The 20900-nt window shown below is 67.9% G+C and carries 30 protein-coding genes; 28 read left to right on the forward strand and 2 right to left on the reverse strand.

Features of this window, described 5'->3' with window-relative positions; translation table 11 throughout:
- The first annotated feature begins 5 nt into the window (after window positions 1–5).
- The 28 genes from rplP to glmM all read left to right on the forward strand — a co-directional run bounded on the left by rplP (window position 6) and on the right by glmM (window position 18642).
- Complete coding sequence (gene rplP, locus AB0B01_RS19455; protein ID WP_030026326.1) at window positions 6–425, forward strand: 50S ribosomal protein L16; 420 nt, start codon at window positions 6–8, stop codon at window positions 423–425.
- On the forward strand, window positions 425–649 hold the full coding sequence (gene rpmC / locus AB0B01_RS19460; protein ID WP_008739703.1) for a 50S ribosomal protein L29: 225 nt from the start codon (window positions 425–427) through the stop codon (window positions 647–649). Before rplP ends, rpmC begins: the two co-directional genes overlap by 1 nt.
- Window positions 649–933, forward strand: coding sequence for a 30S ribosomal protein S17 (gene rpsQ / locus AB0B01_RS19465; protein ID WP_355410230.1), 285 nt, complete (start codon window positions 649–651; stop codon window positions 931–933). Before rpmC ends, rpsQ begins: the two co-directional genes overlap by 1 nt.
- Before the next feature lie 100 nt (window positions 934–1033).
- A complete protein-coding gene (rplN, locus tag AB0B01_RS19470; protein ID WP_003956455.1) occupies window positions 1034–1402 on the forward strand; it encodes a 50S ribosomal protein L14 in 369 nt (122 codons plus the stop codon).
- 2 nt (window positions 1403–1404) lie between these two features.
- Window positions 1405–1716: a 50S ribosomal protein L24 gene (gene rplX / locus AB0B01_RS19475; protein ID WP_249767358.1), complete on the forward strand. Its 312-nt coding sequence runs from the start codon at window positions 1405–1407 to the stop codon at window positions 1714–1716.
- Entirely contained in the window at window positions 1716–2267 is a 552-nt protein-coding gene (rplE, locus tag AB0B01_RS19480; RefSeq protein ID WP_356851289.1) for a 50S ribosomal protein L5, read from the forward strand. The genes rplX and rplE overlap by 1 nt, the downstream gene beginning before the upstream one ends.
- Before the next feature lie 5 nt (window positions 2268–2272).
- A complete protein-coding gene (locus AB0B01_RS19485) occupies window positions 2273–2458 on the forward strand; it encodes a type Z 30S ribosomal protein S14 (RefSeq protein WP_003956452.1) in 186 nt (61 codons plus the stop codon).
- 223 nt (window positions 2459–2681) lie between these two features.
- Window positions 2682–3080: a 30S ribosomal protein S8 gene (rpsH, locus tag AB0B01_RS19490; protein ID WP_007265911.1), complete on the forward strand. Its 399-nt coding sequence runs from the start codon at window positions 2682–2684 to the stop codon at window positions 3078–3080.
- A gap of 20 nt (window positions 3081–3100) precedes the next feature.
- Complete coding sequence (gene rplF / locus AB0B01_RS19495; protein ID WP_356851288.1) at window positions 3101–3640, forward strand: 50S ribosomal protein L6; 540 nt, start codon at window positions 3101–3103, stop codon at window positions 3638–3640.
- Between the two features lie 2 nt (window positions 3641–3642).
- Window positions 3643–4026: a 50S ribosomal protein L18 gene (gene rplR, locus AB0B01_RS19500; protein ID WP_356851287.1), complete on the forward strand. Its 384-nt coding sequence runs from the start codon at window positions 3643–3645 to the stop codon at window positions 4024–4026.
- 45 nt (window positions 4027–4071) lie between these two features.
- The gene (gene rpsE, locus AB0B01_RS19505) at window positions 4072–4677 is read left to right on the forward strand and encodes a 30S ribosomal protein S5 (RefSeq protein WP_361720211.1); all 606 of its coding nucleotides are present in this window, start codon (window positions 4072–4074) and stop codon (window positions 4675–4677) included.
- Window positions 4677–4859, forward strand: a complete 183-nt coding sequence (gene rpmD / locus AB0B01_RS19510; protein WP_005313525.1) for a 50S ribosomal protein L30 — start codon at window positions 4677–4679, stop codon at window positions 4857–4859. The genes rpsE and rpmD overlap by 1 nt, the downstream gene beginning before the upstream one ends.
- 2 nt (window positions 4860–4861) lie before the next feature.
- The gene (gene rplO, locus AB0B01_RS19515; protein ID WP_356851286.1) at window positions 4862–5317 is read left to right on the forward strand and encodes a 50S ribosomal protein L15; all 456 of its coding nucleotides are present in this window, start codon (window positions 4862–4864) and stop codon (window positions 5315–5317) included.
- A 190-nt stretch (window positions 5318–5507) separates the two neighbouring features.
- On the forward strand, window positions 5508–6821 hold the full coding sequence (secY, locus tag AB0B01_RS19520; protein ID WP_054222528.1) for a preprotein translocase subunit SecY: 1314 nt from the start codon (window positions 5508–5510) through the stop codon (window positions 6819–6821).
- Window positions 6821–7468 carry an adenylate kinase gene (locus tag AB0B01_RS19525; protein WP_361720215.1) on the forward strand — a complete coding sequence of 216 codons (648 nt, stop codon included), beginning with the start codon at window positions 6821–6823 and terminating at the stop codon, window positions 7466–7468. The genes secY and AB0B01_RS19525 overlap by 1 nt, the downstream gene beginning before the upstream one ends.
- A 92-nt stretch (window positions 7469–7560) precedes the next feature.
- A complete protein-coding gene (gene map / locus AB0B01_RS19530; protein WP_361720217.1) occupies window positions 7561–8397 on the forward strand; it encodes a type I methionyl aminopeptidase in 837 nt (278 codons plus the stop codon).
- 294 nt (window positions 8398–8691) lie between these two features.
- Window positions 8692–8913, forward strand: coding sequence for a translation initiation factor IF-1 (gene infA, locus AB0B01_RS19535; RefSeq protein WP_003956442.1), 222 nt, complete (start codon window positions 8692–8694; stop codon window positions 8911–8913).
- Between the two features lie 73 nt (window positions 8914–8986).
- A complete protein-coding gene (rpmJ, locus tag AB0B01_RS19540) occupies window positions 8987–9100 on the forward strand; it encodes a 50S ribosomal protein L36 (protein ID WP_003956441.1) in 114 nt (37 codons plus the stop codon).
- Between the two features lie 196 nt (window positions 9101–9296).
- Window positions 9297–9677: a 30S ribosomal protein S13 gene (gene rpsM / locus AB0B01_RS19545; RefSeq protein WP_007265919.1), complete on the forward strand. Its 381-nt coding sequence runs from the start codon at window positions 9297–9299 to the stop codon at window positions 9675–9677.
- A gap of 54 nt (window positions 9678–9731) precedes the next feature.
- The gene (gene rpsK / locus AB0B01_RS19550; RefSeq protein WP_003956432.1) at window positions 9732–10136 is read left to right on the forward strand and encodes a 30S ribosomal protein S11; all 405 of its coding nucleotides are present in this window, start codon (window positions 9732–9734) and stop codon (window positions 10134–10136) included.
- Between the two features lie 137 nt (window positions 10137–10273).
- Window positions 10274–11296, forward strand: a complete 1023-nt coding sequence (locus tag AB0B01_RS19555; protein ID WP_010473911.1) for a DNA-directed RNA polymerase subunit alpha — start codon at window positions 10274–10276, stop codon at window positions 11294–11296.
- 92 nt (window positions 11297–11388) lie between these two features.
- Entirely contained in the window at window positions 11389–11871 is a 483-nt protein-coding gene (gene rplQ, locus AB0B01_RS19560) for a 50S ribosomal protein L17 (protein WP_361720221.1), read from the forward strand.
- A 141-nt stretch (window positions 11872–12012) separates the two neighbouring features.
- A complete protein-coding gene (gene truA / locus AB0B01_RS19565) occupies window positions 12013–12864 on the forward strand; it encodes a tRNA pseudouridine(38-40) synthase TruA (RefSeq protein ID WP_361720224.1) in 852 nt (283 codons plus the stop codon).
- Window positions 12865–12929: 65 nt separating this feature from the next.
- Window positions 12930–14549, forward strand: coding sequence for an ATP-binding cassette domain-containing protein (locus tag AB0B01_RS19570; RefSeq protein ID WP_361720227.1), 1620 nt, complete (start codon window positions 12930–12932; stop codon window positions 14547–14549).
- A gap of 72 nt (window positions 14550–14621) precedes the next feature.
- Window positions 14622–15920 carry a glycosyltransferase family 87 protein gene (locus tag AB0B01_RS19575; protein ID WP_361720230.1) on the forward strand — a complete coding sequence of 433 codons (1299 nt, stop codon included), beginning with the start codon at window positions 14622–14624 and terminating at the stop codon, window positions 15918–15920.
- A gap of 228 nt (window positions 15921–16148) precedes the next feature.
- On the forward strand, window positions 16149–16592 hold the full coding sequence (rplM, locus tag AB0B01_RS19580) for a 50S ribosomal protein L13 (protein ID WP_356851278.1): 444 nt from the start codon (window positions 16149–16151) through the stop codon (window positions 16590–16592).
- A 42-nt stretch (window positions 16593–16634) separates the two neighbouring features.
- Window positions 16635–17150, forward strand: coding sequence for a 30S ribosomal protein S9 (gene rpsI / locus AB0B01_RS19585; protein ID WP_356851277.1), 516 nt, complete (start codon window positions 16635–16637; stop codon window positions 17148–17150).
- A gap of 133 nt (window positions 17151–17283) precedes the next feature.
- On the forward strand, window positions 17284–18642 hold the full coding sequence (glmM, locus tag AB0B01_RS19590; protein WP_361720233.1) for a phosphoglucosamine mutase: 1359 nt from the start codon (window positions 17284–17286) through the stop codon (window positions 18640–18642).
- A 120-nt stretch (window positions 18643–18762) separates the two neighbouring features.
- Here the strand turns inward: glmM and AB0B01_RS19595 are convergent, their stop codons facing one another.
- Both AB0B01_RS19595 and coaA read right to left on the reverse strand, forming a co-directional pair.
- Window positions 18763–19710 (reverse strand): DUF389 domain-containing protein, encoded by a 948-nt coding sequence (locus tag AB0B01_RS19595; RefSeq protein WP_361720236.1) that lies wholly within the window; start codon window positions 19708–19710, stop codon window positions 18763–18765.
- 15 nt (window positions 19711–19725) lie between these two features.
- Window positions 19726–20745: a type I pantothenate kinase gene (gene coaA, locus AB0B01_RS19600; protein WP_361720285.1), complete on the reverse strand. Its 1020-nt coding sequence runs from the start codon at window positions 20743–20745 to the stop codon at window positions 19726–19728.
- Window positions 20746–20900: the final 155 nt, after the last annotated feature.

The raw sequence follows: 20900 nt of genomic DNA on the forward strand, positions 1-20900 counted from the left end.
CCGACATGCTGATCCCTCGTAGGGTCAAGCACCGCAAGCAGCACCACCCGAAGCGCCGCGGTATGGCCAAGGGCGGTACTGAGGTCTCGTTCGGCGAGTACGGCATCCAGGCGCTCACCCCCGCCTACGTGACGAACCGCCAGATCGAGGCGGCTCGTATTGCGATGACCCGCCACATCAAGCGTGGCGGCAAGGTCTGGATCAACATCTACCCGGACCGTCCGCTGACGAAGAAGCCCGCCGAGACCCGCATGGGTTCCGGTAAGGGTTCTCCCGAGTGGTGGATCGCCAACGTGCACCCGGGTCGGGTCATGTTCGAGCTGTCCTACCCGAACGAGAAGATTGCTCGTGAGGCGCTCACCCGCGCTGCTCACAAGCTTCCGATGAAGTGCCGGATTGTGCGGCGCGAGGCAGGTGAGTCGTGATGGCAACGGGAACCAAGGCGTCCGAGCTGCGTGAGCTCGGCAACGAGGAGCTCGTTGGCAAGCTGCGCGAGGCCAAGGAAGAGCTGTTCAAGCTGCGCTTCCAGGCGGCCACGGGCCAGCTGGAGAACAACGGTCGGCTCAAGTCCGTCCGTAAGGACATCGCCCGGATCTACACCCTGATGCACGAGCGCGAGCTCGGCATCGAGACGGTGGAGAGCGCCTGATGAGCGAGAACAACGTGACTGAGAACAAGACCGACCGCGGCTTCCGCAAGACCCGCGAGGGTCTGGTCGTCAGCGACAAGATGGACAAGACCGTCGTCGTCGCCGTTGAGGACCGCGTCAAGCACGCCCTGTACGGCAAGGTCATCCGCCGTACGAACAAGCTCAAGGCTCACGACGAGCAGAACGCTGCCGGTGTCGGCGACCGCGTCCTCATCATGGAGACGCGTCCGCTGTCGGCGAGCAAGCGCTGGCGCATCGTCGAGATCCTCGAGAAGGCCAAGTAATCACCTGAGGGGTTTTCCTCAGGTCAGTTCCGCCAGGCTCGGCGAGGGGCTCCGGTAACGGACCCCTCGCCGGGAACCGGCAGACAATCAGGAGATAGACGTGATCCAGCAGGAGTCGCGACTGCGTGTCGCCGACAACACTGGTGCCAAGGAGATCCTTTGCATCCGTGTTCTCGGTGGCTCCGGTCGCCGCTACGCGGGCATCGGTGACGTCATCGTCGCCACCGTCAAGGATGCGATCCCCGGTGGCAACGTGAAGAAGGGTGACGTCGTCAAGGCGGTCATCGTTCGCACCGTCAAGGAGCGCCGCCGCCAGGACGGCTCGTACATCCGCTTCGACGAGAACGCCGCTGTCATTCTGAAGAACGACGGCGACCCTCGCGGCACCCGTATCTTCGGCCCCGTCGGCCGTGAGCTGCGCGAGAAGAAGTTCATGAAGATCATCTCGCTCGCGCCGGAGGTGCTGTAAGCATGAAGATCAAGAAGGGCGACCTGGTCCAGGTCATCACCGGTAAGGACAAGGGCAAGCAGGGCAAGGTCATCGCGGCCATGCCCAGCGAGAACCGCGTCCTCGTCGAGGGTGTCAACCGGGTCAAGAAGCACACCAAGGCTGCGCAGAACCAGGCCGGCGGCATCGTGATCACCGAGGCCCCGGTCCACGTGAGCAACGTTCAGCTGGTTGTGGAGAAGGACGGCAAGAAGGTCGTCACCCGCGTCGGCTACCGCTTCGACGACGAGGGCAACAAGATCCGCGTTGCCAAGCGGACGGGTGAGGACATCTGATGGCTACCACTCCGCGTCTCAAGACGAAGTACCGCGAGGAGATCACCGGCAAGCTGCGTGAGGAGTTCTCGTACGAGAACGTCATGCAGATTCCCGGCCTCGTGAAGATCGTGGTCAACATGGGTGTGGGCGACGCCGCCCGCGACTCCAAGCTGATCGACGGCGCCATCCGCGACCTGACGACGATCACCGGTCAGAAGCCGGCCGTCACGAAGGCCCGCAAGTCCATCGCGCAGTTCAAGCTGCGCGAGGGTCAGCCGATCGGCTGCCACGTCACCCTCCGTGGTGACCGCATGTGGGAGTTCCTGGACCGTACGCTGTCGCTCGCGCTGCCGCGTATCCGTGACTTCCGCGGTCTGTCGCCGAAGCAGTTCGACGGCCGTGGCAACTACACCTTCGGTCTCACGGAGCAGGTCATGTTCCACGAGATCGACCAGGACAAGATCGACCGTACCCGGGGTATGGACATCACCGTGGTCACCACGGCGACCAACGACGCTGAGGGCCGCGCGCTCCTTCGTCACCTCGGCTTCCCCTTCAAGGAGGCGTAAGCGAGATGGCGAAGAAGGCTCTCATCGCGAAGGCTGCCCGCAAGCCCAAGTTCGGTGTGCGTGCGTACACCCGCTGCCAGCGCTGCGGTCGTCCCCACTCCGTGTACCGCAAGTTCGGCCTGTGCCGCGTCTGCCTTCGTGAGATGGCTCACCGTGGCGAGCTGCCGGGCGTGACCAAGAGCTCCTGGTAATTCCCTTCCGTCCTTAGGGACTTGGGGAGAACCAGAGACTCTCGGTAAGCATCTGGACGGTGGGTGCCCGGCCGCGCATGCCTTAGGCTTGTGTGGTTGGGCGTCCGCCGCCCATAACGACTTACTACGCCGTAGGTCCCCGCACCGCACCCGTCCCGCCACTGAGTGGGGAGAGGGATGGCGCATACAGGAAACCCCGGCGAGAGAGGCCGAAGGCCACTTCATGACCATGACTGACCCCATCGCAGACATGCTCACGCGTCTGCGTAACGCTAACTCGGCGTACCACGACACCGTCGTGATGCCGCACAGCAAGATCAAGTCGCACATCGCAGAGATCCTCAAGCAGGAGGGTTTCATCACCGGCTGGAAGGTCGAGGACGCCGAGGTCGGCAAGAACCTCGTCCTTGAGCTGAAGTTCGGGCCGAACCGTGAGCGCTCCATCGCGGGCATCAAGCGGATCTCGAAGCCCGGTCTGCGCGTGTACGCGAAGTCCACCAACCTGCCGAAGGTCCTCGGCGGCCTGGGCGTGGCGATCATCTCCACGTCCCACGGTCTCCTGACCGGCCAGCAGGCAGGCAAGAAGGGCGTAGGTGGGGAAGTCCTCGCCTACGTCTGGTAGTCGGGAACGGAGGAAAAGCAATGTCGCGAATCGGCAAGCTCCCCATCCAGGTTCCCGCCGGTGTGGACGTCACCATCGATGGCCGCACGGTCGCGGTGAAGGGCCCCAAGGGTCTCCTCTCGCACACCGTCGCTGCGCCGATCGAGATCGTCAAGGGTGAGGACGGCGTTCTGAACGTCACCCGCCCCAACGACGAGCGTCAGAACAAGGCCCTGCACGGCCTGTCCCGCACGCTGGTGGCGAACATGATCACCGGTGTGACCACGGGGTACGTCAAGGCTCTCGAAATCAGCGGTGTTGGTTACCGCGTCGCCGCGAAGGGCTCCGCTCTGGAGTTCCAGCTTGGCTACAGCCACCCGATCCTGGTCGAGGCGCCCGAGGGCATCTCGTTCAAGGTCGAGTCGCCCACCAAGTTCACGGTCGAGGGCATCGACAAGCAGAAGGTCGGCGAGGTCGCCGCCAACATCCGCAAGCTGCGGAAGCCCGACCCGTACAAGGCCAAGGGTGTCAAGTACGCCGGCGAGGTCATCCGCCGCAAGGTCGGAAAGGCTGGTAAGTAGCCATGGCATACGGTGTGAAGATCGCCAAGGGCGACGCCTACAAGCGCGCTGCCAAGGCTCGCCGCCACATCCGCATCCGCAAGAACGTCTCGGGTACGGCGGAGCGTCCGCGCCTCGTCGTGACGCGTTCCAACCGCAACATCGTTGCCCAGGTCATCGACGACCTCAAGGGTCACACCCTTGCGTCGGCGTCGACCCTGGACGCTTCGATCCGCGGTGGCGAAGGCGACAAGAGCGCCCAGGCCCAGGCTGTCGGCGCGCTCGTCGCCGAGCGTGCCAAGGCTGCGGGTGTCGAGACCGTCGTGTTCGACCGCGGTGGCAACCGATACGCCGGGCGCATTGCCGCTCTGGCTGACGCCGCCCGCGAAGCCGGGCTGAAGTTCTAAGCCCCGGTTCCGGGACTCACGGACGTAACAGAGAGAGGTAATCCAATGGCTGGACCCCAGCGCCGCGGAAGCGGTGCCGGTGGCGGCGAGCGGCGGGACCGGAAGGGTCGCGACGGTGGCGCTGCCGCCGAGAAGACCGCTTACGTTGAGCGCGTTGTCGCGATCAACCGCGTCGCCAAGGTTGTCAAGGGTGGTCGCCGCTTCAGCTTCACCGCGCTGGTCGTGGTGGGCGACGGTGACGGCACCGTAGGTGTCGGTTACGGCAAGGCCAAGGAAGTTCCCGCGGCCATTGCCAAGGGCGTCGAGGAAGCCAAGAAGAACTTCTTCAAGGTTCCCCGTATCCAGGGCACCATCCCGCACCCGATCACGGGTGAGCGTGCCGCGGGCGTCGTGCTGCTGAAGCCGGCTTCCCCCGGTACCGGTGTTATCGCCGGTGGCCCGGTGCGTGCCGTTCTGGAGTGCGCCGGCGTTCACGACATCCTGTCGAAGTCGCTTGGCTCGTCCAACGCGATCAACATCGTGCACGCGACCGTGGCGGCCCTCAAGGGCCTGCAGCGTCCCGAGGAGATCGCGGCTCGCCGTGGTCTGCCCCTTGAGGACGTCGCCCCCGCGGCTCTGCTTCGTGCGCGTGCCGGGGCGGGTGTCGCGTAATGGCCCGCCTCAAGATCACGCAGACGAAGTCGTACATCGGCAGCAAGCAGAACCACCGCGACACGCTGCGTTCGCTCGGGCTCAAGCGCCTGAACGACGTGGTCGTCAAGGAGGACCGCCCCGAGTTCCGCGGAATGGTGCACACCGTCCGCCACCTCGTGACGGTTGAGGAGGTTGACTAATCATGGCTGAGAACAGCCCGCTGAAGGCCCACAACCTCCGTCCCGCCCCCGGCGCCAAGACCGCGAAGACCCGTGTCGGTCGTGGTGAGGCGTCGAAGGGTAAGACGGCCGGTCGTGGTACGAAGGGCCAGAAGGCCCGTTACCAGATCCCGCAGCGCTTCGAGGGTGGGCAGATGCCCCTCCACATGCGCCTGCCGAAGCTCAAGGGCTTCAAGAACCCGTTCCGCACCGAGTTCCAGGTCGTCAACCTGGACAAGCTTGCGGCTCTCTACCCCGAGGGTGGAGAGGTCACGGTGGCCGACCTGGTCGCCAAGGGCGCGGTGCGCAAGAACAGCCTCGTCAAGGTCCTCGGCCAGGGCGAGATCTCCGTGGCGCTGACGGTTTCGGTTGACGCCGTTTCCGGCTCCGCCAAGGAGAAGATCGCCGCTGCCGGCGGCACCGTCACCGAGCTCGTCTAAGACGAACCCAGGTGACAGATAGAGAGTAAAAACCCGACCGGGGATGCCTCACATATGGGGCATCCCCGGTTGGTCGTTCCACGGGGGGCGCAGTCGCCGGTAAGGTGGCCTGCACCTTTGCTTGTACGTATTCGTCGATCCCTCAGACCGTCACCTCTGACGCAGTAGCGCGGGGGTCGCAGGAGGCACCGTGCTCACCGCGTTCGCCCGGGCGTTCAAGACGCCCGACCTGCGCAAGAAGCTGCTCTTCACGCTCGGCATCATCGTGCTGTTCCGGCTCGGGTCCCACATCCCGGTACCCGGCGTGAGCTACAAGAACGTCCAGATCTGTGTCGACCAGGCCGGGAGCAGCAACAGCCTCTTCGGTCTCGTCAACATGTTCAGCGGCGGTGCGCTGCTGCAGATCACGATCTTCGCGCTCGGGATCATGCCCTACATCACGGCGAGCATCATCCTGCAGCTGCTGACCGTGGTCATTCCGAAGCTGGAGAACCTCAAAAAAGAGGGCCAGTCCGGCACGGCCAAGATCACTCAGTACACGCGCTATCTGACGGTCGCACTCGCGATCCTGCAGGGCACCGGCCTCGTCGCCACCGCCCGCACTGGTGCCCTGTTCCAGGGCTGCCAGGTCGCCAGCCAGATCGTCCCGAACCGGTCGATCTTCACCACCATCGTCATGGTCGTCACCATGACCGCCGGTACCTGCGTCGTCATGTGGCTCGGTGAGCTCGTGACCGACCGCGGCATCGGCAACGGCATGTCGATCCTGATGTTCATCTCGATCGCCGCCGGCTTCATGGGCGCCCTGTGGCAGATCAAGCTCCAGGGCAAGATCGCCGACGGCTGGGTCGAGTTCGGCGTGGTCATCCTCGTCGGTCTCGCGATGGTCGCCCTGGTCGTCTTCGTCGAGCAGGCGCAGCGCCGGATCCCGGTCCAGTACGCGAAGCGCATGATCGGCCGCCGTGCGTACGGCGGTACCTCGACCTACATCCCGCTCAAGGTGAACCAGGCGGGTGTGATTCCCGTCATCTTCGCGTCGTCGCTGCTCTACATCCCGGCACTGATCGTCCAGTTCAGCGGATCCACCGCCGGTTGGGCCACCTGGATCCAGAAGCACTTCGTCAAGGGTGACCACCCGTACTACATCGCTGCCTACTTCCTCCTGATTGTCTTCTTCGCGTTCTTCTACGTGGCGATTTCTTTCAACCCCGAGGAAGTTGCAGACAACATGAAGAAGTATGGTGGGTTCATCCCGGGTATCCGCGCCGGTCGACCCACCGCCGAGTACCTGAGCTACGTGCTCAACCGGATCACCTGGCCGGGGTCGCTGTACCTGGGTCTCATCGCTCTAGTGCCGACGATGGCGTTGGCCGGCTTCGGAGCGAACCAGAACTTCCCGTTCGGCGGGACGAGCATCCTCATCATCGTGGGTGTGGGTCTGGAAACCGTGAAGCAGATCGAGAGCCAGCTCCAGCAGCGTAATTACGAAGGGTTCCTCCGCTGATGCGAATCGTCCTCGTCGGACCGCCCGGTGCGGGCAAGGGAACGCAGGCCGCGTTCCTGGCGAAGAACCTGTCGATCCCGCACATCTCCACGGGCGACCTGTTCCGTGCCAACATCAGCCAGAACACGGAGCTGGGCCGGCGCGCGAAGGCCTACATGGATGCCGGTGACCTCGTTCCCGACGAGATCACGATCGGTATGGCCAAGGACCGCATGGAGCAGCCGGACGCCGTGAACGGCTTCCTGCTCGACGGCTTCCCGCGCAACGTCTCCCAGGCCGAGGCGCTGGACGAGATGCTCCAGTCCGCGGCCATGAAGCTGGACGCCGTCCTCGACCTGGAGGTCGAGGAGGACGAGGTGGTCAAGCGCATCGCCGGCCGCCGGATCTGCCGGAACGACTCCTCGCACGTGTTCCACGTCGTCTACGCGGCACCGAAGGCGGCGGGTGTCTGCGACACCTGCGGCGGCGAGCTGTACCAGCGCGACGACGACTCCGAGGCGACGGTCCGCAACCGGCTGGAGGTCTACCACACGCAGACCGAGCCGATCATCGACTACTACAAGGCCCAGGGCCTGCTGGTGACCATCCCGGCCCTCGGTGAGGTCGCGGACGTCACGCAGCGCGCGATGGACGCCCTCAAGAAGTAGTACCCCTGTTCTGCAGGTACGGCCGCGGTGTCCCCAGGACGCCGCGGCCGTACTGTTGAGACGACTCAATCCGAAGGTGGAAGGCACAAGCCATGGTCCAGATCAAGACCCCCGAGCAGATCGCGAAGATGCGCGAGGCGGGGCTGGTCGTCGCCGCGATCCACGCGGCGACCCGTGAGGCGGCCGTACCGGGCGCCACGACGCGGGATCTGGACATGGTGGCCCGCAAGGTCATCGCCGACGCCGGTGCCAAGTCGAACTTCCTGGGTTACGGCGGCTTCCCCGCCACCATCTGCACCTCGGTCAACGAGGTCGTCGTCCACGGCATCCCGGACGACAAGACCGTCCTCAAGGACGGCGACATCATCTCGATCGACGCCGGCGCGATCGTGGACGGCTGGCACGGGGACGCCGCGTACACGGCCTTCGTCGGCACCGGTCACGCCCCGGAGCTGATCGAGCTGTCCCGGGTGACGGAAGAGTCCATGTGGGCCGGGATCGCCGCGATGAAGAACGGCAACCGCCTGGTGGACATCTCCAAGGCGATCGAGGGCTACATCCGCCGCCAGCCGCGGCCGGCGACCGGCAAGTACGGGATCATCGAGGACTACGGCGGCCACGGCATCGGGTCCGAGATGCACATGGACCCCCACCTGCTGAACTACGTCTCGCGCAAGCGGGGCAAGGGGATCAAGCTGGTCCCGGGCATCTGTCTGGCGATCGAGCCGATGGTCTCCCTGGGCACCCCCCAGACGGAGGTCCTGGCGGACGACTGGACGGTCATCACGACCGACGGCACCTGGTCCTCGCACTGGGAGCACTCCATCGCCCTGACGGAGGCGGGCCCGATCGTGCTCACCAGCCCGGACTGCGGCAAGGCGAAGCTCGCGGAGTACGGGGTCACCACGGCCCCGGACCCGCTGGGCTGATCCGGGGCCGGTCACCGTGGCGACGCCCGGCGCGTGTACCCCGTGGCCGGCGGACGGAGTCCGGCGCAGCCGCTCGAAGCATGTGAGGCGCGCCGACGCCGAGCCCGCGAGGGCGGCGTGGGGGAGAGGGGCCGGGGCCACCACGGCCCCGGACCCGCTCGGTTAATGATCTAGACTCATGGGCAAACTTTCCGGATTCGTCTTTCTGGGTGCCCTGACGTAGACTGACTCGTCGGCTTACGTGCATTCCCATGCCCGTGAGCTGATCAAGGTAGCCGATTCGAAAGGCGAAGCGTGGCCAAGAAGCAAGGTGCCATCGAGATCGAGGGCACCGTGATCGAGTCCCTCCCGAACGCGATGTTCAAGGTGGAACTCCAGAACGGTCACAAAGTCCTCGCGCACATCAGTGGCAAGATGCGCATGCACTACATCCGCATCCTCCCCGATGACCGGGTTGTGGTGGAGCTCTCTCCCTACGACCTGACGCGTGGCCGGATCGTCTACCGATACAAGTAGATCTTGTCCTCACTCCTGCCTGGGCGTCCGTCCCGGTGCGGGTGGTGGCACTGACCCGGAGAACCTCACCAACATGAAGGTCAAGCCGAGCGTCAAGAAGATCTGCGACAAGTGCAAGGTGATCCGCCGTCACGGCCGGGTCATGGTCATCTGCGACAACCTGCGCCACAAGCAGCGCCAGGGCTGACGCACGCCGACCGACCTGCACTCCGCAGTTCTTCAGCGCGACGTAAGAACGTACATACGCAGAACCCGCCCAGCCCTGCAGAGGGCCGGCGGTACCTCCGGCGGGGGCCGGGGACCCGGACGTACCACCACTCAACAGGGTGGTCGGCGGTCGGGAGTGGTTCTGCGGAAGACCCCCGAACACACAGGAGCCATTTGTGGCACGCGTTTCCGGTGTTGACATCCCGCGCGAAAAGCGCGTGGAGATCGCACTCACCTACGTCTTCGGTATCGGGCGCACCCGGTCCAAGGAGATCCTCGCCTCCACCGGCGTGAACCCGAACACCCGCGTTCGTGACCTGGCCGAAGAGGACCTCGTCAAGATCCGCGAGTACGTGGACGCCAACCTCCGTACCGAGGGTGACCTCCGCCGCGAGATCCAGGGCGACATTCGCCGCAAGATCGAGATCCAGTGCTACCAGGGCATCCGCCACCGTCGTGGCCTGCCGGTGCACGGTCAGCGCACCAGCACGAACGCGCGTACCCGCAAGGGCCCGCGTCGCGCGATCGCCGGTAAGAAGAAGCCGGGCAAGAAGTAGTCCTGTTCAGCGGTCTTGCGCTGTAGGACCGACCACCTCCCGTAGGAGATTTAGATGCCCCCCAAGGGTCGTCAGGGCGCTGCCAAGAAGGTGCGCCGCAAGGAAAAGAAGAACGTCGCTCACGGGCACGCCCACATCAAGAGCACGTTCAACAACACGATCGTCTCGATCACGGACCCCTCGGGCAACGTGATCTCCTGGGCCTCCGCCGGCCACGTCGGCTTCAAGGGCTCGCGCAAGTCCACCCCCTTCGCCGCGCAGATGGCCGCCGAGTCGGCCGCCCGCCGCGCGCAGGAGCACGGCATGCGCAAGGTCGACGTCTTCGTCAAGGGTCCGGGCTCCGGCCGCGAGACCGCGATCCGCTCCCTGCAGGCCACCGGCCTGGAGGTCGGCTCCATCCAGGACGTCACCCCCACCCCGCACAACGGTTGCCGCCCGCCGAAGCGCCGCCGCGTCTGACGCAGCGACGCCTGTGCGTCTTTGAGTGTCCGGGCGGTACGACCTCTTCGGGGGCCGTGCCGCCCGTACCCTTGCAGTAACCCGCAGTACCTGTCGGGCGTCAAATAGTGGGCGTCCACGACTGAAGGAACACAGACATGCTTATCGCTCAGCGTCCTTCGCTGACCGAAGAGGTCGTCGACGAGTACCGCTCGCGGTTCGTGATCGAGCCGCTGGAGCCGGGCTTCGGCTACACCCTCGGCAACTCCCTGCGCCGTACGCTCCTCTCCTCGATCCCGGGTGCCGCTGTCACCAGCATCCGCATCGACGGTGTCCTGCACGAGTTCACCACCGTGCCGGGCGTCAAGGAGGACGTCACCGACCTCATCCTCAACATCAAGCAGCTGGTCGTCTCCTCGGAGCACGACGAGCCGGTCGTGATGTACCTGCGCAAGCAGGGTCCCGGCCTGGTCACCGCTGCCGACATCGCGCCCCCGGCCGGTGTCGAGGTGCACAACCCGGACCTGGTCCTCGCCACGCTCAACGGCAAGGGCAAGCTGGAGATGGAGCTGACCGTCGAGCGCGGTCGCGGCTACGTCTCCGCCGTCCAGAACAAGCAGCTGGGCCAGGAGATCGGCCGTATCCCGGTCGACTCCATCTACAGCCCGGTCCTCAAGGTCACCTACAAGGTCGAGGCGACCCGAGTCGAGCAGCGCACCGACTTCGACAAGCTGATCGTCGATGTCGAGACCAAGCAGGCCATGCGCCCGCGTGACGCCATGGCGTCCGCCGGCAAGACCCTGGTCGAGCTGTTCGGTCTGGCCCGCGAGCTCAACATCGACGCCGAGGGCATCGACATGGGCCCGTCCCCGACGGACGCCGCCCTGGCCGCCGACCTGGCCCTGCCGATCGAGGAGCTGGAGCTCACCGTTCGGTCGTACAACTGCCTCAAGCGCGAGGGCATCCACTCCGTGGGTGAGCTCGTCGCCCGCTCCGAGGCCGACCTGCTCGACATCCGCAACTTCGGTGCGAAGTCGATCGACGAGGTCAAGGCGAAGCTGGCCGGCATGGGCCTGGCCCTCAAGGACAGCCCGCCCGGATTCGACCCGACCGCCGCCGCCGACGCCTTCGGCGCCGACGACGACGCGGACGCCGGTTTCGTCGAGACCGAGCAGTACTAAGCAGCACCCGTAGATCTTTCCCGCGGCATCCGCCCCGGGGGAACTGACACCGGTACCTGACACGGCCGGTGCAGATATGAAGGAGTAACACCATGCCGCGTCCCGCAAAGGGTGCCCGTCTGGGCGGCAGCGCCGCGCACGAGAAGCACCTCCTCGCGAACCTCGCGAAGTCGCTCTTCGAGCACGGCCGCATCACGACGACCGAGGCCAAGGCCCGCCGCCTGCGTCCGGTCGCCGAGCGTCTGATCACCAAGGCGAAGAAGGGCGACATCCACAACCGTCGCCTGGTTCTCCAGACGATCACGGACAAGAGCATCGTCCACACGCTCTTCACCGAGATCGCCCCGCGCTACGAGAACCGCCCCGGTGGTTACACGCGCATCACCAAGATCGGCAACCGTCGCGGCGACAACGCCCCGATGGCCGTGATCGAGCTGGTCGAGGCCCTGACCGTGGCCCAGCAGGCCACCGGTGAGGCCGAGGCCGCCACGAAGCGCGCCGTGAAGGAGGCCGAGGCCAAGGCCGAGGCTCCCGCCGAGTCCGAGGCTCCGGCCGAGGAGTCGAAGGACGCCTGAGGCGTTTCCCCGCGTCGGCGGGGATGACCCTGAGGCTTGATCCCGCTCTGGGATCGAGCTTGTTCGGTCGGCTCTGAACGGGCCCGCCCCCTCCGGGGCGGGCCCGTTCTGCGTTTCGTTGCGTCTGAGAGGATCGGTCACGTGAGTGACGAGGTGGAGCCCGGGCACGTCCGGGTGCGGCTGGACCTGTCGTACGACGGCAAGGACTTCTCCGGCTGGGCGAAGCAGCGCGTACTGCGGACCGTGCAGGGCGAGCTGGAGTCGGCCCTGCAGACCGTGATGCGGCTGCCGGAGCCGGTGGAGCTGACCGTGGCCGGGCGGACCGACGCGGGCGTGCACGCCCGCGGGCAGGTCGCCCAGTTCGACCTGGCCGAGGAGGTGTGGGCCGAGCACCACGACAAGCTGCTGCGCCGTCTCGCGGGCCGGCTGCCGCACGACGTACGGGTGTGGAAGGTCGCCGAGGCCCCCGTGGGCTTCAACGCCCGGTTCTCCGCCATCTGGCGCCGCTACGCCTACCGGGTCGGCGACCACCAGGGCGGTGTCGACCCGCTGCGCCGCGGACACGTGCTCTGGCACCCGTGGCCGCTGGACGTCGACGCCATGAACGAGGCCGCCGCCCCGCTGCTCGGCGAGCACGACTTCGCCGCGTACTGCCGCAAGCGCGAGGGCGCCACCACCATCCGCACCCTTCAGCAGCTCAGCTGGGAGCGCGCCGAGGACGGGATCGTCACCGCGACCGTCCGCGCCGACGCCTTCTGCCACAACATGGTCCGCTCGCTGGTGGGCGCCCTGCTGCACGTCGGCGACGGCCACCGGCCCACCGACTGGCCCGGGAAGGTCCTCAGGGCCGCCGTACGGGACTCCTCCGTGCACGTCGTGAAGCCCCACGGGCTCACCCTGGAGGAGGTCGGCTACCCGGCGGACGAGCTGCTGGCCGAGCGCAGCCGGGTGGCCCGCAACATGCGGACCCTGCCCGGCGCGGGCTGCTGCTGACCCCGCCCCCGGGCCGCGGCTAATCCGTTTGGGCGGATCGGTCCCGGGCCTGGACAATGCCCGGCATGGGACATCTCGAAGCCAGCCACCTGGAGTACTACCTTCCCGACGGGCGGGTGCTGCTTCCCGACGTCTCCTTCCGGGTGGGGGAGGGCGCGGTGGTCGCCCTCGTCGGGGCGAACGGTGCCGGCAAGACCACCCTGCTCAAGCTGATCTCCGGTGAGCTCCAGCCGCACGGCGGCGGGGTCACCGTCAGCGGCGGCCTCGGGGTGATGTCCCAGTTCGTGGGCTCCGTACGGGACGAGACGACCGTACGGGACCTGCTCGTCTCGGTGGCGCAGCCGCGGATCCGGGCGGCCGCGAAGGCCGTCGACCACGCCGAGCACCTGATCATGACGGTGGACGACGAATCCGCCCAGATGGCGTACGCGCAGGCACTCAGCGACTGGGCCGACGTCCAGGGCTACGAGGCGGAGACCCTGTGGGACGTCTGCACGACGGCCGCGCTGGCCATCCCCTACGACACCGCCCAGTTCCGCGAGGTGCGCACCCTGTCGGGCGGTGAGCAGAAGCGGCTGGTGCTGGAGGCCCTGCTGCGCGGGCCCGACGAGGTGCTGCTGCTCGACGAGCCGGACAACTACCTGGACGTCCCGGGCAAGCGGTGGCTGGAGGAGCAGCTGAAGGCCACCCGCAAGACGGTGCTGTTCGTCTCGCACGACCGGGAGCTGCTGTCCCGTGCCGCCGAGAAGATCATCAGTCTGGAGCCCAGCCCCATGGGCACCGACGTATGGGTCCACGGCGCGGGCTTCGACACCTACCACGACGCCCGCAAGGAGCGCTTCGCGCGCTTCGAGGAGCTCAAGAGGCGCTGGGACGAGGAGCACGCGCGCCTGAAGGCGCTGGTGCTGCGGCTGCGCAACCAGGCGGCGAGCAGCCCCGACATGGCCTCGCGCTACCGGGCGATGCAGACCCGCTTCCAGAAGTTCGAGGAGGCCGGCCCGCCGCCGGAGCCGCCGCGCGAGCAGGACATCCGGATGCGGCTCAAGGGCGGCCGTACCGGCGTGCGCGCCCTCACGGTGGAGAACCTGGAGCTCACGGGCCTGATGAAGCCGTTCTCCCTGGAGGTCTACTACGGGGAGCGGGTCGCGGTGCTCGGCTCGAACGGCTCCGGCAAGTCGCACTTCCTGCGGCTGCTGGCCGGCGAGGACGTCCGGCATACGGGTGAGTGGAAGCTGGGCGCTCGGGTGGTCCCCGGGCACTTCGCGCAGACGCACGCCCACCCGGAGCTGTTCGGGCGCACGCTCGTCGACATCCTGTGGACGGAGAGCGCGAAGGACCGCGGCGCCGCGATGGCGGTGCTGCGCCGCTACGAGCTGGAGCGGCAGGGCGACCAGCCGTTCGAGAAGCTCTCGGGCGGCCAGCAGGCCCGCTTCCAGATCCTGCTCCTGGAGCTGGCGGGGACCACGGCCCTACTGCTGGACGAGCCGACGGACAACCTGGACCTGGAGTCCGCGGAGGCGCTGCAGGACGGCCTGGAGGCGTACGAAGGCACTGTGCTGTGCGTCACGCACGACCGGTGGTTCGCGCGCACTTTTGACCGCTTCCTGGTCTTCGGTTCGGACGGTGTTGTACGAGAGACTCAGGAACCTGTCTGGGACGAACGCAGGGTCGAGCGGAAGCGCTGAGGCGGGACGAACGTAAGGTCGAGCGGAAACGCCGGGGGGATACCGCTCCCCGGCGGTCGATCGGGAGGCGTTGTGCGGCTGCGGCCTGGCACCTGGCTCGGGAAGTGGGAAGAGGCCGCGGGCCCCGCCGCGGGGCACCGGCTGGTCGTGTGGCTGCTGCGGCCGGCGTCCCGGTCCTGGGTGGCCGTGGCCCTCGCGGTCGTCCTCGGCATCGCGGTCTCCACCAGCCTGCGGGAGAACTGGGGCTCGGACAACGCCTTCGTCGTCAAGGCCGCGGACACGCTGCTGGCCGGCGGGTCCCCGTACGAGGACAAGCGGTTCCTCTACCTCCCCAGTGCCGTGATCATGGCCGTCCCCGAGGCGCTGCTGCCCCGGCCGGTGCTGCGCTGGGTGCTGCCGCTGGGGATGTCCGCCCTGCTGGCGCTCGGCTGGTGGGCGGCGCTGCGGCTGTTCTCGGTGCCGGTGCGCTCCCGCTTCGCGGTCGGCGGGTTCGCGCTGCTGGCCCTGGCCTTCAAGCCGTACGTGAACCTGGTGCTGATCGGGAACTGGACGGCCATCTCCGCCGCCGCGCTGCCCGTGGCCCTGCTGCTCGCGCACCGGCGGTCCTGGACGGCCGCCGGGCTGGTCGTGGGGCTGGCCATCGCCTGCAAGCCGATGCTGGTGCCGGTGGGGCTGGTGTTCCTGCTGGCCCGGCAGTGGCGGGGGTTGGCCGTGGCCGTGCTGGTGCCGCTCGGGATCTCGCTGCTCGGGGCGCTGATGATGCCCAGCCCGACGCTGTTCTTCACGAAGACGCTGCCGTTCTTGCTCCAGGGCCAGGACGCGTACGCGCTGCCCTGGGACGCCTCGCCGATCGCGGTGCTGCCGCGGCTGGGGGTCCCGCAGCCGGTGGCGGTGGCACTGGCACTGGCGGGGGCGCTGGGCGGGCTGGTCGCGGCATGGCGGCGGTGGCTGCGTACGGACGGCCCCGGTGACGCGGACGGCGGGGAGCTGCGGCTGGCGGAGACGGCCTGCATGGTGATGCTCGCCGCATTCCTGGTGTCGCGGCCGTCCTTCGACCACTACCTGCTGGTGGTGCTCCCGCTGCTGCTGTGCTCCGCGGTGCGGCCGGGCTCGATGCCCCGCTCGCCCTGGTTCTGGCTGGCCCTGACGCCCCAGGTGGCACTGGTCCCGTGGCCCTCGGAGCTGGCCCACAAGCGGCGCGCCTTCAAGGACTGCGCCACCCTGTGCGGGCTCGCGATCCTGCTGGCGCGTCGTGCACTGCGCTCCAGTCGGGTTACTCTGGGACCCGTAACAACTGCGGGGTCCCCACCCAGGACCGAACCGGAGTGCGCCGCGACGCCAGCAGAATCGGCATCGCGGACCGCGTTTTGACCCGTACGGGTCCGCTTGGGTATCCTGCTGGTTTGTTATGCGTAGTGGCTTGCTCATTCTCACGTGAGGGCCTTACGCCGGTCCACCGGGCCGATGACCAGCGGTTCACACGGGTTGCGTCCCCGATGTGGACGAGGGCTGTCGTGATCGTCCGTGGTGACCTGTCAGGACCTTCCCGCGGGGCTTGCGCCCCTGGGATACCACCACTGAAGAAGCGAAGGCATACGCGTGCGTACGTACAGCCCCAAGCCCGGCGACATCTCGCGCCAGTGGCTCGTCATCGACGCCCAGGACGTTGTCCTCGGCCGTCTGGCGACCCAGGCCGCTGCCCTCCTGCGGGGTAAGCACAAGCCGACTTACGCCCCCCACATGGACATGGGCGACTTCGTCGTCATCATCAACGCCGACAAGGTGCACCTGTCCGGCAACAAGGCGTCCCAGAAGATGGCGTACCGCCACTCCGGCTTCCCGGGTGGTCTGCGTTCCGTGCGTTACGACGACCTCCTGGCGAACAACCCGGAGAAGGCCGTCGAGAAGGCCGTCAAGGGCATGCTCCCCAAGAACACCCTGGGCCGGCAGATGCTCTCGAAGCTGAAGGTCTACTCGGGCGACCAGCACCCGCACGCTGCCCAGCAGCCGGTGCCGTTCGAGATCACCCAGGTCGCGCAGTAGTTCCGGCCACCCCCTAAGACGTAGAAAATTCTGAGGAGCATCGTGGCCGAGACCACCGCCGAGACCCCCGTCGAAGAGTTCGAGGGCGTCGAGGAGTACACCACCGAGTCCGAGGCCGTCGTCGAGGGCGACTACACCTCCGAGTCCCTTGCCGGCCGCTTCGGCGACCCGCAGCCGGCCGCCGGCCTGGGCCGTCGCAAGAACGCCATCGCCCGCGTCCGGATCGTTCCGGGCACCGGCAAGTGGAAGATCAACGGTCGCACCCTTGAGGACTACTTCCCCAACAAGGTGCACCAGCAGGAAGTCAACGAGCCGTTCAAGCTGCTTGAGCTCGACGGTCGCTACGACATCATCGCCCGCATCGCGGGTGGCGGCGTCTCCGGCCAGGCCGGCGCCCTGCGCCTCGGCGTGGCCCGTGCGCTGAACGAGGCGGACGTGGACAACAACCGCCCGGCGCTGAAGAAGGCCGGCTTCCTCTCCCGCGACGACCGTGCGGTCGAGCGCAAGAAGGCCGGTCTCAAGAAGGCCCGTAAGGCTCCGCAGTACAGCAAGCGTTAATCTGCGCCTGCTGTTCTGCACCAACCGCCCCGGCAGCACTCTCCGTGCTGCCGGGGCGGTTCGTTTACCGCCACAAGCGGCAAATACCTGTCACAAGCGGTCTCAAGCGAAGCGTGAACTCGGGAGGACAACAGTGGGACAACTCTTCGGGACGGACGGTGTACGCGGCGTCGCCAATGCGGATCTGACGGCTGAGCTCGCGCTCGGTCTGTCCGTCGCGGCTGCCCACGTACTGGCCGAAGCGGGCACCTTCGCGGGGCACCGGGCGACCGCGGTGGTCGGCCGCGACCCCCGGGCCTCCGGCGAGTTCCTGGAGGCCGCGGTCGTCGCGGGCCTCGCGAGCGCGGGCGTGGACGTCCTGCGCGTCGGTGTGCTGCCCACCCCGGCGGTGGCGTATCTCACCGGTGCGCTGGGTGCCGACCTCGGCGTGATGCTCTCCGCCAGCCACAACGCGATGCCCGACAACGGCATCAAGTTCTTCGCCCGCGGCGGCCACAAGCTCGCCGACGAGCTGGAGGACCGCATCGAGGCCGTCTACGAGGAGCACCGCACGGGCGCGCCCTGGAACCGGCCCACCGGCGCCGGCGTGGGCCGGGTCTCCGACTACGACCAGGGCTTCGACAAGTACGTCGCCCACCTCATCGGGGTCCTCCCCAACCGCCTGGACGGGCTGAAGATCGTCCTGGACGAGGCGCACGGCGCTGCGGCCCGGGTCTCTCCCGAGGCCTTCACCCGCGCGGGCGCCGAGGTCGTCACCATCGGTGCCGAGCCCGACGGCCTGAACATCAACGACGGCTGCGGCTCCACCCACCTGGGCCTGCTCAAGCAGGCCGTCGTCGAGCACGGGGCCGACCTCGGCATCGCGCACGACGGCGACGCGGACCGCTGCCTCGCGGTGGACGCCTCCGGCGCCGAGGTCGACGGCGACCAGATCCTCGCGGTGCTGGCGCTCGCCATGCGCGAGGCCGGTCAGCTGCGCGGCGACACGGTCGTCGGCACCGTCATGTCCAACCTGGGCTTCAAGCTGGCCATGGAGGGCGAGGGCATCCAGGTCGTGCAGACCGGGGTCGGCGACCGGTACGTCCTGGAGGCGATGAAGGAGCACGGTTTCGCGCTGGGCGGCGAGCAGTCCGGCCACGTGATCATCCTCGACCACGCCACCACCGGTGACGGCACGCTGACCGGCCTGATGCTGGCGGCCCGGGTGGCCGCCACCGGCAGGTCGCTGGCGGAGCTGGCGGGCGTCATGCAGCGGCTGCCGCAGGTCCTGGTCAACGTGCCCGACGTGGACAAGTCCCGCGTCGCCACCTCGGCCGAGCTGGCCGCCGCGGTCGCCGACGCCCAGCGCGAGCTGGGCGGCACCGGCCGGGTGCTGCTCCGTCCGTCGGGTACGGAGCCGCTCGTACGGGTGATGGTGGAGGCCGCCGACATCGAGCAGGCCCGCGCGGTGGCGGGCCGGCTCGCGGACGTGGTGAAGTCGGCACTCGGCTGACCGGGTCCGGCTGATCCGCCGCGGCCCCGCTCCCCGGATGTCCGGGGGCGGGGCCGTCGGCGTATGCACCCCTCGGGTTCGTCCGGTGCGTCAGGTCCATGCGGGGCGGGCCGGCGCGGCTCAGGCCTTCCCGGCGCGGCGCCAGCGGTCGCGCTGGGTGTGCCACAGGAGCTTCTGGCCGTACAGGGTCAGCACGCCCGCCAGCATGATCCCGCCCAGGTTCACCAGGAGCTGCTCCGCCGAGCCCCACATCTGGCCCATCTCCCCGTAGCTGAGGGCCACCGCGGCATTGGCGCCGGCCGGGACGGTGGTCACGGAGATCGCCACGCCCACCAGCGCCCCGGACTTGGCGGAGGTCAGGGACAGCGTCCCGGCCACACCCGCGAGCAGCGCCACCACGAAGGAGAACGGGTCCGGCTTCCAGATGAAGCTGGTGTTCGGGCGCGGGTTGTCCAGCATGTCCTGGTGGAACAGACCAAGGGCATCCATGCAGAGGCTGAAGACGGTGGTGGCGGCGATGGCCACGGCGAAGCCGACCAGCAGGGCGAACAGGGACCGGGCGGCCAACTTCGGTGCCCGCTGGACCAGGGCGGTGCTCACGCCGGCGAGCGGCCCGAACTCGGGGCCGACCGCCATCGCTCCCACGATCAGGATGGCGTTGTCCAGGACGACACCGCAGGCCGCGATCATCGTCGCGAGGACCATGAACGCGGCATAGGTGACGGTGAGGGTCGACTCCTCGTGGGTGGCCTCGCTCAGCTGCTCCCACAGGACGGCGTCGGCCCCCTCGCCCGGGGCCTCCTCCTCGGCGTCCTCGGCCCGCTTCGACAGCGACAGGTCGATGTTCTCGACCGCGATCGAGCCGTCCTTGTCGATGCCGAGGGCCCGCAGCCCGCGCAGGAGCTCGTCGCCCGCCTCCCGTGCGACGTCGCACAGGACGATGTCCCCCGGCGGGAGGCGCGCAGCGCCGGGAAGCACCGCCAGGTGGGTGGTGCCGACGGTGTTCTCGATGACCTCGACCACGGCGGCTGTCCGGTCGGACGGGGTGATGATCCTCAGATGCAGCATGGCCGCACCCTACGGTCAGAGCTTGCGCAGGCTCAGCTTCTGCACCTTGTGGTCCGGGCCCTTGCGGACGACGAGGGTGGCCCGGCCGCGGGTGGGGGCCACGTTCTCCAGCAGGTTCGGCCGGTTGATCGTGCGCCACATCGTCTGCGCGTACTCCAGCGCCTCCTCCTCGGAGACCTGCGTGTACTTGCGGAAGTACGAGGAAGGGTCCTGGAACGCGGTCGCGCGCAGCTTCCGGAACCGGTTGAGGTACCAGCGCTCGATGTCCTCGGGGCGGGCGTCCACGTACACGCTGAAGTCGAAGTAGTCGGCGAGGCCGACCCGGGTGCGGCCGTCCTTGCCGGGCAGCGCCGGCTGCAGGACGTTCAGCCCCTCGACGATCAGGATGTCGGGGCGGCGTACGACGAGCTGCTCGCCGGGGACGATGTCGTAGATCAGGTGGGAGTAGACCGGGGCCGTGACCTCGTCCTTGCCGGCCTTGATGTCCGCGACGAAGCGCGTCAGCGCGCGGCGGTCGTAGGACTCCGGGAAGCCCTTGCGGGAGGTCAGGCCGCGCCGCTGGAGCTCCTTCATGGGGTAGAGGAAGCCGTCGGTGGTGACCCGCTCGACGCGGGGGTGCTCGGGCCAGCGGGCCAGGAGCGCCTGGAGCAGGCGGGCCACGGTGGACTTGCCGACGGCGACCGAGCCGGCGACCCCTATGACGAAGGGGGTGCCCTGCTGGGCGCCGTGGCCGTTGCCGGCGTCGCCGAGGAAGGTGTTCAGGGTGCCGCGGAGATTGCTGGTGGCTCCCACGTACAGGTTGAGGAGCCGCGACAGGGGCAGGTAGACGCCCCGGACTTCGTCGAGGTCGATGACGTCGCCGAGTCCGCGCAGCTGTTCGACCTCCTCGGCGGTGAGCGGCAGCGGGGTCCGCTCGCGCAGGGCGCTCCACTCGTCGCGGGTGAGATCGACGTAGGGGGTGGTCTCGGCCCGGCGGTGGGGTCGTCCGGTGCGCTCCGTTGCGCTGTCCGGCGTGCTTCGTGGCGGCGAAGTGATCACAAGGCCATTGTCGTGGCTCGGGGCCGGTTGTGGGTGGTGTGGTCGGTCACGTGCGGGCGGGGAACCGTGCGCCTTTCCGACCGGATCCCGCGGATTTGATCTCACTGGGGTCACGATCTCCGGTGACGCGCGGTGAACGGCGGGGTGGTGAT

The sequence above is a fragment of the Streptomyces sp. NPDC044571 genome (assembly GCF_040647115.1).
Classification (GTDB): domain Bacteria; phylum Actinomycetota; class Actinomycetes; order Streptomycetales; family Streptomycetaceae; genus Streptomyces.